This window comes from Lentzea sp. NPDC102401 (genome assembly GCF_044765805.1).
Taxonomy (GTDB): Bacteria; Actinomycetota; Actinomycetes; order Mycobacteriales; family Pseudonocardiaceae; genus Lentzea; species Lentzea sokolovensis.
The window spans coordinates 209,814-224,909 of the sequence record NZ_JBIWKS010000010.1 but is presented as its reverse complement, the minus strand read 5'-3'; the positions used below and the strand labels follow the sequence as shown (position 1 = coordinate 224,909).

General features: G+C 68.0%; 13 protein-coding genes. 8 read left to right on the top strand and 5 right to left on the bottom strand.

The window, feature by feature from the left end:
* Nucleotides 1-133 precede the first annotated feature (133 nt).
* The 3 genes from ACIRG5_RS31545 to ACIRG5_RS31535 all read left to right on the top strand — a co-directional run bounded on the left by ACIRG5_RS31545 (nucleotide 134) and on the right by ACIRG5_RS31535 (nucleotide 5,853).
* The gene (locus ACIRG5_RS31545; RefSeq protein WP_402911371.1) at nucleotides 134-2,263 is read left to right on the top strand and encodes a diguanylate cyclase; all 2,130 of its coding nucleotides are present in this window, start codon (nucleotides 134-136) and stop codon (nucleotides 2,261-2,263) included.
* Nucleotides 2,264-2,289: 26 nt separating this feature from the next.
* The gene (locus ACIRG5_RS31540) at nucleotides 2,290-4,263 is read left to right on the top strand and encodes an amino acid transporter (RefSeq protein WP_402911368.1); all 1,974 of its coding nucleotides are present in this window, start codon (nucleotides 2,290-2,292) and stop codon (nucleotides 4,261-4,263) included.
* 156 nt (nucleotides 4,264-4,419) lie between these two features.
* On the top strand, nucleotides 4,420-5,853 hold the full coding sequence (locus ACIRG5_RS31535) for a tannase/feruloyl esterase family alpha/beta hydrolase (protein ID WP_402911365.1): 1,434 nt from the start codon (nucleotides 4,420-4,422) through the stop codon (nucleotides 5,851-5,853).
* Here ACIRG5_RS31535 and pip read toward each other — a convergent pair.
* From pip to ACIRG5_RS31520, 3 genes are all read right to left on the bottom strand, one after another.
* Entirely contained in the window at nucleotides 5,850-6,797 is a 948-nt protein-coding gene (pip, locus tag ACIRG5_RS31530) for a prolyl aminopeptidase (protein WP_402911362.1), read from the bottom strand. The genes ACIRG5_RS31535 and pip overlap by 4 nt on opposite strands.
* A gap of 87 nt (nucleotides 6,798-6,884) precedes the next feature.
* A complete protein-coding gene (locus ACIRG5_RS31525) occupies nucleotides 6,885-7,427 on the bottom strand; it encodes a DUF305 domain-containing protein (protein WP_402911359.1) in 543 nt (180 codons plus the stop codon).
* A gap of 76 nt (nucleotides 7,428-7,503) precedes the next feature.
* Nucleotides 7,504-7,977: a hypothetical protein gene (locus tag ACIRG5_RS31520; RefSeq protein ID WP_330272759.1), complete on the bottom strand. Its 474-nt coding sequence runs from the start codon at nucleotides 7,975-7,977 to the stop codon at nucleotides 7,504-7,506.
* A gap of 280 nt (nucleotides 7,978-8,257) precedes the next feature.
* On the opposite strand from ACIRG5_RS31520, the gene ACIRG5_RS31515 reads away from it, so the two are divergent.
* Genes ACIRG5_RS31515 through ACIRG5_RS31505 form a run of 3 tightly spaced genes read left to right on the top strand, consistent with a single transcriptional unit; the run spans nucleotide 8,258 to nucleotide 10,691 of the window.
* Nucleotides 8,258-9,007, top strand: coding sequence for a lytic polysaccharide monooxygenase (locus ACIRG5_RS31515; protein WP_402911356.1), 750 nt, complete (start codon nucleotides 8,258-8,260; stop codon nucleotides 9,005-9,007).
* A gap of 4 nt (nucleotides 9,008-9,011) precedes the next feature.
* Nucleotides 9,012-9,608 carry a DUF305 domain-containing protein gene (locus tag ACIRG5_RS31510; RefSeq protein ID WP_402911354.1) on the top strand — a complete coding sequence of 199 codons (597 nt, stop codon included), beginning with the start codon at nucleotides 9,012-9,014 and terminating at the stop codon, nucleotides 9,606-9,608.
* 60 nt (nucleotides 9,609-9,668) lie between these two features.
* Complete coding sequence (locus ACIRG5_RS31505; RefSeq protein ID WP_402911352.1) at nucleotides 9,669-10,691, top strand: FAD-dependent monooxygenase; 1,023 nt, start codon at nucleotides 9,669-9,671, stop codon at nucleotides 10,689-10,691.
* Here ACIRG5_RS31505 and ACIRG5_RS31500 read toward each other — a convergent pair.
* Entirely contained in the window at nucleotides 10,660-13,257 is a 2,598-nt protein-coding gene (locus ACIRG5_RS31500; RefSeq protein ID WP_402911349.1) for a BTAD domain-containing putative transcriptional regulator, read from the bottom strand. The genes ACIRG5_RS31505 and ACIRG5_RS31500 overlap by 32 nt on opposite strands.
* A 4-nt stretch (nucleotides 13,258-13,261) precedes the next feature.
* The gene (locus tag ACIRG5_RS31495; RefSeq protein WP_402911346.1) at nucleotides 13,262-14,023 is read right to left on the bottom strand and encodes an AraC family transcriptional regulator; all 762 of its coding nucleotides are present in this window, start codon (nucleotides 14,021-14,023) and stop codon (nucleotides 13,262-13,264) included.
* A 50-nt stretch (nucleotides 14,024-14,073) separates the two neighbouring features.
* On the opposite strand from ACIRG5_RS31495, the gene ACIRG5_RS31490 reads away from it, so the two are divergent.
* Both ACIRG5_RS31490 and ACIRG5_RS31485 read left to right on the top strand, forming a co-directional pair.
* Nucleotides 14,074-14,472, top strand: coding sequence for a DUF2000 family protein (locus ACIRG5_RS31490; protein ID WP_402911343.1), 399 nt, complete (start codon nucleotides 14,074-14,076; stop codon nucleotides 14,470-14,472).
* 24 nt (nucleotides 14,473-14,496) lie between these two features.
* Nucleotides 14,497-15,075, top strand: a complete 579-nt coding sequence (locus ACIRG5_RS31485) for a Pr6Pr family membrane protein (RefSeq protein WP_402911340.1) — start codon at nucleotides 14,497-14,499, stop codon at nucleotides 15,073-15,075.
* The last annotated feature ends 21 nt before the right edge of the window (nucleotides 15,076-15,096 follow it).

The window sequence follows — 15,096 nt, the reverse complement described above, 5'->3', positions numbered from 1 at the left end:
CGGAAAGCAGAACCGTGATTTGCGGTAGCGTCGTATTAGTGGGTCACCTCATTGGAGTAACGACGGTGCCGCGATCATCCCGAGTCGGGCATCATCACGTGGCTCGACCAAGTCGTAGAACGAGGGGTCTCGTGTGACCATCTTCCGTACCGGCCACACCGGGGCGTGGTGGATGTACCTGGTGGCAGGTCACCTGCTGCTGGGTGTCTACTACCTGATCCCGGTCAGTCCCGCGGGGACGACGGGGCAAACGGTACGGGTGGTGCTCTACTGCACGATCAGCGCGTCGGCCGCCATCGCGACATTCGCCGGTGTCAAGCGCAACCGCCCCCAATGGCGGCGGCCATGGGTGTTCCTCGCACTCAGCCAGGTCGTTTACGCGATCGCCGACCTGACGTTCTACGCATCGCACTACATCTTCGAGTACACGGTTTACCCGTCGTACGCGGACATCTTCTACCTGGGCCATTACCCGTTGATGGTGGCGGGCGTGATCCTGCTGATCCGCCGCCGCACCCCCGGCCTCGACCTGCCCAGCCTGCTCGACGCCGCCGTCCTCGCGGTCGTCGCGGGCATGGCGTCCTGGCTCTACGTGATCGGCCCGCAGGCCCGTCTCAGCTCGCCGGTCCTGGTGAAGATCGCCTCGCTCGGCTACCCGATGATGGACCTGGCACTGTTCGTGGTGGCGCTGCGACTGATCTTCGGGGCAGGACCTCGGCCCCGCGCGTTCGTCCTGCTGACGGCCAACCTGCTGGGCATCCTGACCGCGGACACGATCTACGTGCTGCAGCGCCTCGACGGCAGCTACCACGCGGGCAACTTCCTCGACGCCATCTGGCTGTCGGCGAACCTGTGCATCGGCGCGGCGGCGTTGCACCCGACGATGTCGCGGCTCGGCGAGCGCGCGCACGTCAAGGACGTCGGCCTGAGTCGCGGCCGGATCATCGCGCTGTGCTCGGCCGCCCTCGCCGCGCCGGTGCTGATGCTGGTGCACGACGTCGGCCAGTCCTCGCAGGACGTCCTGGTGATCGCCGCGGGCAGCGCCCTGCTGTCGCTGCTGATCATCGCCAGGCTCGCGGGACTCGTCGCGGACCAGCGCAAACTCGCGATCACCGACAGCCTCACCGGCCTGCACACGCGCAGGTTCTTCGAAGCCCAGCTGCCGTTGGAGATCTCCCGCGCCCGGCGCAACGACGGAAACGTCGCGGTGTTCATCATCGACGTCGACCGCTTCAAGTCCATCAACGACAACTACGGCCATCCCGCGGGCGACGACGTGCTGATGGAGGTCGCGGCCCGGCTGCGCGCGGCTTCCCGATCCGGTGAAGTCCTCGCTCGTTACGGTGGTGAGGAATTCGCGCTGCTCGTCCCGGAAGCCGGTCCCGGCCGGTTGTCCGTGATCGCGAACCGGTTGCGCGAGCGCGTCGCGGAGAAGCCGATCCCGGTCAACTCGGGCAACGACGACATTCCGTTGTCCGTCACGGTGTCGGTCGGCTCGGCGAGCTTTCCGACGCACGGCGACGGTCCCGACGACATCGTGGTGATCGCGGACCGCGCCCTGTACGCGGCGAAGGCGGCGGGGCGCAACAGGATCGCGGTCGGCCCGGAGCCGTTGCCCGCGGTCGACCCGGACACCGACGGCGCGATGGCGGAGTTCCTCTGCCAGGTCGCGGACCGGGTGGACGGCTGGCTGCACCGCTACGACCACAGCCGTTCGGTGTCGCGCTGGGCCGGTGTGGCGGCGGGCGAGTTCGGTCTGGACGCGCCGACGACCAGGGTCGCGCAGCTCGCCGGTCGCCTGCACGACATCGGCAAGGTCATCATTCCCGAGGTCGTGCTGACCAAGCCCGGCGCACTGTCCGAAGAGGAATGGCGGCTGCTGCGCCAGCACCCCGACTTCGGCTACCGGCTCGCCAGGATGGTGCCGGGGTTCGCGGGCGTGGCGCACGTGATCAGGCAGCAGCACGAACGCTATGACGGCGCGGGCTATCCGGACGGGCTGCGCGGCGCGGACATCCGTGCGGAAGCAAGGATCCTGTCCGTCTGCGTGGCGTGGGCCGCGATGCGGTCGAATCGTCCACATCAGACCGCGCTGGACGAGAACCGGGCACGGCGGGAACTCTGGGCGGGCCGGGGCGAACAGTTCGATCCGGACGTAGTGGACATGTTCCTCGACCTGCACACCCAGGGCAGCATCGGAATGTTGCGTCCGTCCGGATTGTCCGTTCAGGAGGCTGGTTTTCCGGCCGAGTTCAGGCCTTGATCATCTGACAGTGGCATGCTCGCGCCATGAGCACGGAGTTCGCCATCCCCGCCGAGGTCCCGAGCCCGGAACGGCCGGCACCGCCCGGCGGGCCAGTCGGCAGTTGGTTGCTCGCGGACCGCGTCGCGCCGTCCGGTCCGGAGAGCCACGAGTCCCACGCCAAGCCGCACCCGTGGTGGAAGGTCATGACGCTCACCGGCGTCGACTACTTCTCCACGTTGTCGTACCTGCCCGGCATCGCCGCCCTGGCCGCCGGCGCGCTGTCCCCGCTGGCCACGTTGCTCATCGTGGCGCTGACGCTGCTCGGCATGCTGCCGATGTACCGGCGGGTGGCGCGGGAGAGCCCGAACGGCCAGGGCTCCGTGGCGATGCTGGAGGACCTGCTGCCGTTCTGGCGCGGCAAGATCTTCGTGCTGGTGCTGCTGGGGTTCGTGGCGACGTCGTGGATCATCACGATCACGCTGTCCGCCGCCGATGCCTCGGTGCACGCGCTGGAGAACCCGTACGTGCCGGAGTCGCTGCACGGGTCCGAGATAGTGCTGACCATCGTGCTGCTGCTGATCCTCGGTGGCGTGTTCCTGATGGGCTTCAGCGAGGCCGTGGGCGTCGCGATCCCGTTGGTGGCGGTGTTCCTGGCCCTGAACGCCGTCGTGGTGGTGGTGGGGCTCGTGGACGTCTTCGCGACGCCGGACGCCCTTGATCGCTGGATCTCGGCGCTGGGGTCGTACGGTGGCGGGTTCTTCGGCGTCATCGGCCCGGCGATTCTGGCGTTCCCGTTGCTGGTGCTCGGTCTGTCCGGCTTCGAGACCGGCGTGAGCATGATGCCGCTGGTCGCCGCGTCCGGCAAGACGCCGGAGGAGCGCCTGGAGAGCCGGGTGCGCAACACCCGCAAGCTGCTGACGACCGCCGCGTTGATCATGTCGGTGTACCTGGTCGCGACGTCGTTCATCACCACCGTGCTGGTGCCGCAGGAGAAGTTCGCGCCCGGTGGTCCCGCGAACGGCCGTGCACTGGCGTATCTCGCGCACGAACTGCTCGGCGAGGTGTTCGGCACGGCCTACGACATCAGCAGCATCCTGATCCTCTGGTTCGCCGGCGCCTCGGCGATGGCCGGCCTGATCAACATCGTGCCGCGCTACCTGCCCTCCTACGGCATGGCACCGGAATGGGGACGGGCCGTCCGTCCCGTCGTGATCGTCTACACGGTCATCTGCATCATCATCACGATCATCTTCAAGGCCGACGTGAACGCGCAGGCAGGTGCCTATGCCACCGGAATCCTGGCGATGATGGTCTCCGGATCGTTCGCGGTGACGGTGTCCGCGTGGCGCAAGAGGCAGCGGGGCGCAGGGATCGGCTTCACCGTGCTGACGCTGGTGCTGCTGTACGCGTTGGTGGAGAACGTGATCGAGAAGCCGGACGGCATCACGATCTCGTTCGGCTTCATCCTCGGCATCGTGGTGATCTCCCTGGTGTCGCGGATCTCCCGCACGACCGAGCTGCGCGTCGACAAGATCAAGTTCGACGAGAACGCGCGAAGGTTCATCACCGACACGATCGAGAACGACGAGCGCATCACGTTGATCGCGAACCGCCGCCAGGACGGGGACAAGGCGGAGTACGACGAGAAGGAGTCCGAGCAGCGCGGGATGAACCCGGTGCCGGGCACGGCGGACGTGATCTTCCTGGAGATCGACATCGTCGACCCGTCGGCGTTCAGCCACGTGCTGTGCGTGACCGGCGTCGAGGTCGACGGCCATCGCGTCCTGCGCGCCTCGGCACCGGCCGCGCCGAACGCGATCGCGGCGATCCTGCTGGCGTTGCGCGACTCGACCGGCGTGATCCCGCACGCGCACTTCGAGTGGTCGGAGGGGAACCCGCTCGGGCATCTCTTCCGCTACCTGATCCTCGGCCGCGGCGATACTCCTCCGGTCGTACGGGAAATCATCCGCTCGGCTGAATCGGATCCGACTCGACGGCCACGCGTGCACGTCGGTTAGCTGGAAGACTCCCTCTGTACGTCCGACTACAGGGGGAAGGACGCCATGTTCCGCAAGTTGTTGGTATCACTCGTTGTTCTGGGAACGGCGGCGGCGGGGATCGCACCCGCCGCCGCCGATTCCGCTTTCCGGCCAGTGCGATCATGCGCTGACCTGGTGCGGTCGTTCGACGTGCCGGACGCTCGCACTCGCGTCACGTCGGCGGTGGTCGTCAGTGGCGCCAAGGAGTTCTGCGACGTCCGCGGCACGATCGAACCGAACGTCGGCTTCCAGCTGAAGCTGCCGGCCCGCGGCTATCAGGGCCGCTATGTCCAGTACGGCTGTGGCGGATTCTGTGGAATCATCGGCGATCCGGCCTTTCCCGCGGGCTGCGGCCCCGCCTTCGGTGACGCCGCGGTGGCCGCCACCGACGACGGCCACCAGGTCTCGCCGGAGAACCCGTTCGACACCACCTGGGCCATCAACGACCAGAAGGCCCGCGACGACTACTTCTTCCGTGCGCCGCACGCGTTGTCGAAGGTGTCCAAGCACCTCATTTCGGTGTTCTACGGCAAGGCACCGGTGAAGTCGTACTTCAGCGGCTGCTCCAACGGCGGCCGTGAGGGTTTGCTGCTGGCCCAGCGCTATCCGCGTGACTTCGACGGCATCATCGCGGCCGCGCCCGCCGGGTACTACGGCGCGCTGATCGGCTACCAGGCGTGGATCGCGCGCAACACCATCCCGAACGACAAGATCTTCCTGCTGCACAACGCGGTGATGAACGCGTGCGACGGCCTGGACGGACTGGTGGACGGGCAGATCGACGACCCGCGCCTGTGCAGGTTCGATCCGGGAACGCTCTCTGGCCAGTTGACCGACGACGAGATCGCCCGTGTCCGCCGCCTCTACGCCGGCCCGTCCGACCACGGCACGCGGCTCTACCCCGGCGGCCAGCCGTACGGCTCGGAGATCTCGTGGACGTTCTGGCTGAACCCGTCACCGGGCCTGGGCAGGGGAGTCGCCGCCGAGCTGGCGGACAACGGCCTGAAGCACCTCGTCTACCCGATCGGCAGGCCGCACTCGTCGCTGGAGTCCTTCGAGTTCACCGTGCGCGAGTTCCGGCGGGTGGTGCCCGAAACGGTGAAGGCGAACTCCCTCTCGCTGGACCTGCGCGCGTTCCAGCGGGCCGGCGGCAAGCTCATCATCTGGCACGGCGCGGGAGACCAGGGCATCCCGTTCGAGGGCACGCTCGACTACTGGCAGCGGCTGACCGGCGGCAGGAACCCCTCCTGGGCAAGGCTCTTCGTCGTGCCGTCGATGTGGCACTGCGACGGTGGCGACACCCTCACCACCTTCGACCCGTTGCGCGCACTCGTGTCGTGGGTCGAAGGCGGCCAGGCGCCGTCCCGGATCATCGCCGAAGGCCGTGACCAGGACGGCAACGTCGTGCGCACCCGTCCGGTGTTCCCGTATCCGTTGCGCGCCAAGTACGACGGATCGGGCTCGGTGGACGACGCGGCGAACTTCGTCGCGGCGCCGGGATTCGGGTTCGAGGACCGGATCCGCTGGGCCGGTGAGGACCTCTACCGGTCCGGACCTGTCGCGCCCTAGCGGAACTTCTGGATGGCAGCGGTGATGGCCTGGTCCATGCTGCTGCCGTTCATGATCTCGTGGCCGGCGTCGTTCAGGATGACCAGTTCGGCGTCCGGCCACCTCTTCGCCACCTCCCACGCGGTGTGCAGCGGCCCGCCGAAGTCGTTGCGGCCGTGGATGAGCACGCCGGGGATGCCCTGGAGCCTGTCGAGGTTGTCGAAGATGTGGTTCGGCTCGATGAACGCCTCATTGCCCCAGTAGTGGGTCACGGTCCGTGCGAGCCGGTAGCGCGTGACGGGGTCGGCGTACCTCGTGCCTTCGAAGTCGTTGTCGCCGCCCGTGATCGTGGACAGGTCCCACTTGCTCCAGTCCCAGGCGGCCTTCTCCCTGACCGCCGGGTCCGGCGAGTTGAGGAGCCTGTTGTAGGCCAGGGCCAGGTTGCCGTCGCGATCTTCTTCGGGAACGCCGTTGCGGAAGGCGTCGAAGTGGTCCGGGAAGAACATGCCGAGGCCGCGGGTGATCCACGCGTGCTCCTCGGGGCGGGAGGTGGTCACCGCCGGGATGATGATCTCGCTGACCCTGCCGGGGTGCTGGATGGCGTAGGCGAGGATCAGGGTGGAGCCCCAGGAACCGCCGGCCAGCAGCCACTTCTCGATGCCGAGGTGGTCGCGGAGCTTCTCGGCGTCGTCGATCAGGTGCTGGGTGGTGTTGTGCTCCATGCTGGTCGCCGGATCCGCGACCGACGGGGTGCTCTGACCGCTGCCGCGCTGGTCCCAGAGGATCAGGTTCCAGTGGTCCGGGTCGAAGTCCTCGCGCCATCGGGGATGCGAGCCCGATCCTGGGCCGCCGTGGAACACGCACGCCGGTTTGCCGGCGGGGTTGCCGCTGGCCTCCCAGTGAACGAGCTGGCCGTCACCGACGTCGAGCATGCCCTGGGCGTAGGGCTCCACCTGTGGGTACATGGCGGCGAGACTATTGCGGACACACCGACACGCCCACTGCCTTTACGGCTGCGGACGTGTGTGTGGCGTGCTGGTCCTGTTGCGGTGTCAGGACTTCTGCTTGGCGGCGATCTGGTCCAGCACCTCGGTCTGCGACACGATGATCTTCCCGGCCAGCGCTTTCGAGCCGATGTGCTCGCCCTTGGCCTGGGCGTTCTTCGCCATGTCGACGCCACTGCGGAGGTGGCGGGAGAGGGTGGCGAGGAAGAGGTCGTCGTACTGCTTGCCGGTGGCGGACTTCAGCGCCTCGACGTCCTTGACGGTCATCATGCCCGCCATCTTGTGCGTGGTGTTGGCGTCGTTACCGGGTACCTGGATGTTCCAGCTGCGCAGGTAGGTGGCCATCTGTTCGATCTCGCCCGCCTCGGCGTTGGCGATCTTGTCGGCCACGTTGATGACGAACTCGTCCTTGGACTTCGTCATGGCGACCTTGGCGATCTCGATCGTCTGGTGGTGGTGCGGGATCATCTGCAACGAGAACGTCGCGTCCGCCTCGTTGGCCGCCGGTTCGCCGGAGCTGCTGCCTCCGACCGATGAACAGCCCGTCAGCGCAACCAGCCCTAGCACGATGATGAGCAGACGCGCTCGCATGAAGCCTCCCGTCTCGCGGTTCCCTGACGAGGGATACGGGTGGCCGAAGTGTCCGGTTCAGCGAAACTTTCCGATCCTAAGTGGTTCGGTGGAGTTCGAGCGCCGCCAGCACGCCCTGGACCACGTCTGGATGGCCCAGCGGAAGCGGTGCCGGGGTGTCGTTGGTGTGGTGGATGACGTGGGCGAACGGCACGTCCACCGCGACCTCGGGATCGACCAGCAGGACCGAGCGCACGAGGTCCGAGTGAGCCGCCACCAGTTCGATGACATCCGCGGCGATCGGCCCGCTGGCGACCACGTCGAGCACCGTCCTGGTGTCGTCCCTGTGCCTGGTCAGCACGGTGTCCACAGTGGACTTCCAGCTCGGTGCGGCGGGAACTCGCAGCCACACGACTCGCAGGTGTTCGGTCAGCGGTCGCCAGGTCGCGGGAATCTCGTTGTGGACGGCTTCTCCGGCTGGATCGATCACGAGGACCGTCGGGGCACCTGCGGGTCCGTCGGCGACAACGCCGGGGCCGGCCGCCCTGCTGGGCTCGTCGAATTCGCGCATGTCCTGGGATACCCAGTGTGCGGGGTTCGTACCAGTGGGCTGACTGGTCTGATCCAGTGACCCGAATGGCGGAGCGATAGGACCACTTGCTCGCGTGGACTTGTTGGTACGCAGCGTTTTTCGTTCGCTTCAGGTGGTTACTTGACCACTTTCTGAACACCGGTTTATGGTCTAGACCACAGACCGAAACTGGATCGGTGAGCGCATCTGAAGCGCTGCCGGTTCCCGCCCCCTGCCTACGGGTCCACCCGTTTGGGAACGATCCAAGGAGTTCGGACGAATGAAAATCATGCGCAAAGCGGCGCTCCTGATCGCCGCTGTCCCTGCCATCGTGCTCATCACACCGGTCGGTTCGGCCAGTGCGCACGGCTACGTGTCGTCGCCCGCCAGCCGTTCGGCGCAGTGCGCCAGGGGAGACATCTCCGTCGACCTCTGCGGTCAGGCGAAGTACGAACCGCAGAGCGCCGAGGGCGTCAAGGGCAAGAAGAACTGCAGCGGCGACAACGGTGCGTTCGCGCCGCTCGACAACGACAGCCTGCCCTGGAAGGTCACCAACACCGGCCAGACCCTGTCGCTGACCTGGACCTTCACCGCCCGGCACGCCACGCGCGACTACGAGTACTTCATCGGCGGCACGCGCGTCGGTTACGTCGCCGGCAACAACCAGCAGCCGAACAACCCGACCACGCACACGATCAACCTCGGCGGATTCTCCGGTCGCCAGAAGCTGTACGCGATCTGGAACATCAGCGACACGGTCAACGCGTTCTACTCGTGCATCGACCTCAACATCGGTGGTGGAGGCACGACTCCGCCGCCCACCACCACGACGACCACTCCTCCGCCCACCACGACGAGCAGCAGCACCACGACGCCGCCGCCCGCCGGTGGCATGTGGGCGGCGAACACGTCGTACGCGACCGGGCAGACCGTCACCTACGGCGGTTCGACCTACCGCTGCCGTCAGGCGCACACCTCGCTGACCGGCTGGGAACCGCCGAACGTGGCGGCACTGTGGGAGAAGATCTGATCCGATGAAGCGCCTGGTGATCGCGGTCGCGGTCCTGGCGCTGGCGGGGTGCGGCGGAGAGGCGGTCGTGCCGGAGGGCCAAGGAGCCCACGGGCACGGCGCGTCTTCCGCCGCACCACCCGTTCCGGGTGCCAGTGCGAGGTTCAACGACGCGGACGTGATGTTCGTGCAGATGATGGTGGACCACCTGCAGCTCGGCATCAGCCTCTCGCAGGTGGGGATGGCGAAGGCGACCAGCAAGGAGGCGAAGGACCTCGCGGGCGCGATCGACGTGACGCAACGCGAGGAGCTCACGATGCTCAAGTCGTGGCTGAAGCTCTGGAACAAGCCGGAAGGCGACGGCGCCAACCTGCACGCCGCCCACGGCGGTCAGCCACTGCTCGACGACAAGGTCATCAACGAGACCAAGGACAAGAGCGGGGCCGAGTTCGACCAGGTCTTCCTCAACCTGATGGCGGGGCACCAGGGCGCCGGTGTGGAGATGGCGCTCGACGAGAAGAAGGAAGGCATGAACCCCGAGACGACGGCCTACGCGGAACGGGTGGTCAACACCCGGCAGGGTCAGATCTCGCAGATGCTGAAGATCATCGGCGGAGCGTAGGCGCAGGCTCGTCAGCGGACGGGCAGCGTTCGGTCAGCGGCCCGGCGTTGCATCCCGAGCATGGACGTACTGATCTCGGGAGCGGGAATCGCCGGGCCCGCACTCGCGTACTGGCTGAGGCGTTTCGGCTTCTCCCCGGTGGTGGTGGAACGCGCGCCGTCGTTGCGTGACGGTGGCCAGGCCGTGGACTTCCGCGGCGAGGCGCACCTGTCCGTGCTCAGGCGGATGGGCGTGCTCGACGCGGTGCTGGCCGCGCAGACCACGCCGCGGGACATGGTGTTCCGCGGCGTCGACGGACGTGAGCGGGCACGGCTGCCCGCCTCGTTCACCGCCGGGGACGTGGAGATCCTCCGCGGCGACCTGTCACGCCTGCTGTACGAGCTTTCCGCGGACCAGGTGCCGTACGTGTTCGGCGACTGGATCACATCGCTGCACGATGACGGTGATGGCGTGGACGTGACGTTCGCGCACGGTGCGCCAAGGCGGTTCGACTTCGTGATCGGCGCGGACGGGATGCGCTCCGGCGTGCGGCGGCTGGTCTTCCCCGAGTACCGGCCGAAGTTCCAGGGCTACTACTTCGCCATCTGGGACGCGGAGGGCGACGACCGGGACCTGACCTGCTCGCCGGGCGTGCTGACCTCGCCGGGGTGGCTGATGTACAAGTCGCCGGTCCCTCCCGAACTGATGCCGGACGAGGTGGTCGCGCCCGGTGTCTACTTCGACTCCATCAGCCAGGTGCGCATGCCGTCGGTGAGTTCCGGTCGGGTCACGTTGATCGGTGACGCCGGATACGGATCCACGCTGGGCGGCATGGGAACCGGGCTCGCGGTCGTCTCCGCGTACGTCCTGGCGGGGGAGATGGCGTCGGGAGGCGACGCCTTCGCCCGGTACGAGGCGCTGATCGGGCCGTACGCCCGCGGCAGTCAGGGCAATCCGGGGCCGTTCCTCGCGCCAGGCAGCAGGCTCGGGATGTGGGTTCGTGACCGGATGTTCGGGCTGCTGCCGAAGATGCCGGTGTTCGCACGGATGGATCTGCGGGCCGCTACCGCGATCAGGCTTCCCGAGTACGCCACAGTTCACTGAGCGCCGCGTCCACGTGCTGCCTGGCCGCCGTGTGCATCCACCCGAACCCGAGCTCCTGCTGGGCTGCCAGCAGGAGCTCCTCGGCCCGCTCCGGATCTCCCCGGCGCTGGGCGATCTTGGCCAGCCCGGCGTTGGCGAGCACCCGAGTGGCGGCCAGCCCTGCCTGCGCCGCCATCTCCAGCGCCTCGAGGTAGTCGCGTTCGGCCTGGTCCTGGTCGATGTCGAGCAACCGGTCCGCGCGCCGGGCCCGCAGCTCGGCCAACTCCTCGACGGCGCCCAGTTCGGCGACGGCCTGGAGTGCCTGGTCCGTCAGTGCGAGGGCTTCGGCCGGGTCCTCGGTGAGGGTGGCCAGCACGTCCAGGACCTGGGCTGATCCCCACCGTTCGCCGAGGTGCTGGAAGTGCCGCAGGGCTTCGCGGGACTGCTGGATCGCGACGGCGCGGTCGCCGCTGCCGGCCCAGGTGGTGTAGGCGTTGCTGAAGCCCATCAGACCCTGGATCCACGGGTCCTCGCTGCTCTCGATCTCGTCCTGGAGCGCGGTACGCGGCGCGGCAGGGTCGGGCGGGCCGCTGAGCATGGCCCAGGCGATGAGCACGAACGGTTGCTTGATCGGGCCGCGCAACGACAGGAGCTTCTCCTGCACGCGTTCGGGTTCGGCCAACGCGAGCAGGACCGTGTATTCCTCTGTGGACTGTTCGGGTGTCCGGTCCAGCAGCAGGCGGGCCGCGCCCCGGACCTCCGTGCGGCTGCCCTTCAGGTACCAGTACCAGGCGAGGTCGCTGACGAGCCGCAACGCCTGCTCGGGCGCGAACGAGGTGGTCCACTCCAGGGCCTGCATCAGGTTCGCGTGCTCGGCCGTCAGCCGGGTGAACCACCGCACCTGATCCCGTTGACGCAGCTCGGGATCCGCCCGGCGGGCCAGCTCCTGGAAGTACGCGGCGTGCTCGGCGTCGACGCGCTTGTGCTGCGAGCAGAACTCGCGGATGGTCTCCAGCATCCGGTAACGGCCGTCGTTCGCCTCCACCAAGGACTTGTCCACCAACGCGTCCAGCACCTCGACGTCGTGCCGGCAGACCTCCTCGACGGCCTCCAGGGTCGCCCCGCCGCTGAACGTGGCCAGGCACGCGGCCAGGTCGCGTTCCTCCTCGGACAGCAGGTCCCAGGACCACTCGACGACCGCGCGCAGGGTCTGGTGCCGGGGCGCGGCGGCGCGGTTTCCCTTGGTGAGCAGGCGGAAGCGGTCGTTCAGGCGGTCCGCGATCTCCTGGGTGGTCAACGTGCGGGTGCGCGCCGCGGCCAGTTCGATCGCGAGCGGGAGGCCGTCCAGTTCCCGGCAGATGTTCACGGTGTGCTGGTCGCGCACGAACGCGGGGTTGACCAGGCGGGCGCGGTCGGCGAACAGCGCCACGCTCTGCTCGGGGTCCAACGGCGGCACCGGGCACAGCGTCTCGCCGGTGATGCCGAGCGCCTCCCGGCTCGTGGCGAGGATGCGCAACGACGGGCACGTGCTGAGCAGGCGTCCGGCCAGTTCGGCGGCCTGGACGATCAGGTGCTCGCAGTTGTCCAGGATCAGCAACGTGTCGCGTTCGCGCAGGGCCAGCGTCAGGCGGTCTTCCGGCTCCAGCACGGTCTCCTTGAGCCCCAACGCCTGCAGGGCCGCCGCCGCGACGTCCTTGGCCGGCGCCAGGTCCACGAAGATCGCGCCGGGACCGGCGGCCTGCAGCGCGAGCCTCGTCTTGCCCGCGCCGCCGGGACCGGTGAGGGTGATGAGACGGGAGGTGAGCGCGGCGATCCGCGCGAGTTCCTCCTGTCTGCCGACGAAGTTGGTGAGCTGGGCGGGAAGCTCGCGGTGGGTCTGGCCGCGCAGGACCTGCAGGTGCACGGCGCGCAGTTCGGGGGACGGATCGGTGCCCAGCTCGTCGGCCAGCACGGCGCGCGCGTCCTCGAACGCCTGCAACGCCTCGGCCTGACGGCCCTGCTGGTTCAGCGCCTGCATCAGGTAGCCGCGCAGGCGTTCGTCCAACGGGTGCTGCCGCACCAGGTCCTGGATCTCCGCAACGTCCGCCTTGCCGAGCCTGATCCGTGCGGCGATCAGCGACCCCGAGGCGGTGGAGCGCTGCTCTTCCAAACGGGTCGCGTGGTCCGCCAACGGAACATCGGCGAGCGCCGGACCGCGCCAGAGCTGAAGTGCCTCGGACAAAAGGGATTCCGCCGCCTGCGAATCACCCTGCTCCAACGCGGTCCGGCCATCCGTCGCCAACGCTGCGAACCGGTGCGCGTCGACCTGGGAGGCGGGCAGAGCCAAGCGGTATCCGGCCGGGTGGAACTCGATCAGCGACGTGTCCCCGAGCGCCCGGCGCAGGCGCGAGACCTGGCCCTGCAAGGCGTTCGCGGCATCGGCCGGCGGTTCGGAGCCGTAGAGCTCGTCCACCAAACGGTCGAGCGGGACGATTTCCCCCACCCGGATCGCCAGCAGCGCCAGCAGAGTGCGCGGCCGTGGGCCACCCACCGCGATCTTGCCGTCGGGAGAGTGCGCTTCAACTGGCCCGAGAATGCCGATGTGCACGGGGTCAGCGTACGAAGCGCCCAGGACTCGTACCCAGGACACGGCGAAAGTGGCGCGTGAGATGCGACTGGTCGTGGAACCCGGCCAGCACCGCCACCTCCGCCGCCGGCCGTCCCTCGACCAGATAGCCGCGGGCGAGATCCACCCTGCGCCCGGTCAGGTAGCGGTGCGGCGGCAACCCGAACCGGCGGCTGAACGCCCGCACCAGGTGGGTCGGGCTGGTCTGCAACTCCCGCGCGGCCGCGTTCAGGGTCATGCCGTCCGGCAGCGAGGCGTCCAGCAGTTGGCGCAACCGGTCGGCGAGCGTCGGATCCGCGTGCACGGCGGGTGCGGTGCCGGCGAAGTGGTGCGTGAGGCGTTCGGTGATCAACGCCAGCCTGCTCGCCGCCTCGAACGGCTCGTCCAGCGCCAGGTGCAGCTGGTGAACCCGGTGGCGCAGCAGTGGATCGGGCAGCATCGGCGTGTCGACGGCCTTGCCGATCAGGTCGGACGGCAACACCGAGTCGTCCAGGTACAGCACGCGCTTGTGGAACCCGGTCGGGTGCGCGGACCGGCCGTCATGAGGCACGTGCGGCGGCAACAGCGTGACGCCGTCCACGAGCGCACCGTGCTCGTGACGGTCCAGTTCGTACCGCACGGCTCCGGTGTCGAGCACCATCAACGTCCACGCGTCGTGCGTGTGCGCTGGGTAGACGTGCGTGGTGAAGGAGGCGTGGAAGACCTCCCTGATGCCTTCCACGTCCGGCCGCCAAGCCGTGACGCTCATGTCAGAAACGTACAAGACCGCGAACCAGGGTGCCCGCGATCGTGGAGTCCATGTTCGACACCAAGATCGCTGTGCTGCTGCGGGACGACCTGGCCGGGTGGCAGGCGCTGAACGTCACCGCCTTCCTCGTCAGCGCGCTGCCCGCCGAGCTCAAGGGTGAGCCCTACGTCGACGCGGACGACGTGCACTACCTGCCGATGTTCGGCCAGCCCGTCGTGGTCCTGCAAGGTGACCAGGACCTGCTCAAGAAGGCCCACGAACGCGCTCTCAACCGCAGCCAGCCGATGAGCATCTTCACCGCCGACCTCTTCGCCACCGGCAACGACGCGGACAACCGCGCGGCCGTCCGCAAGGTGCACACCCAGGACCTCGACCTGGTCGGGATCGCGGTGCACGGCCAGAAGAACGCCGTCGACAAGATCTTCAAGGGCGCCCGGATGCACCCCTGACGAAACCGCGTTCTAATTCCCCACGTGATCAAGCTGCTCCGGATGGCCGTGTTCCTGCTGGTGCTTTCGGCAGAGGTGTACCTGGTGGTCGTGCTGGGCGACAAGTTCCAGCCGGCCAACCACTTCAGCTACTTCACGGTGCTGTCGAACGTCTTCGCGGCCGTCGTGGCGCTGCTCGGCGTGTTCAACCCGGTGTCGCCGCAGATCAGGGGCGCGGCCGTGCTCTACATGGGCACGACGGGAATCGTGTACTGGCTGCTGCTGCGGGGCATCGACGTGCAGACGCCCGCCTACGCGAACTGGGTGCTGCACACCGTCGTCCCGATCCTCGTGGTCGTGGAGTGGCTGCTCGCGCCGGAGAAGACCAAACGGTGGTGGATCTGGCTCTCGTTCCCACTCGCCTACCTGGTGTACACGCTGGTCAGGGGCCCGATCGTGGGCTGGTACCCCTACCCGTTCATGGATCCGCGGCAGAACGGCTACGGCGAAGTGCTCCTGACCTGCGTGTTCGTCGCGGTGGTCTTCGGCGTGCTGGCCTACGTGATCTCCTGGGCCGGGAACAAATTGGCCCAGAAACGCAGCGTCTTCTTGTCCCACGACTAGGGCCAATAACCGTCCTACGGT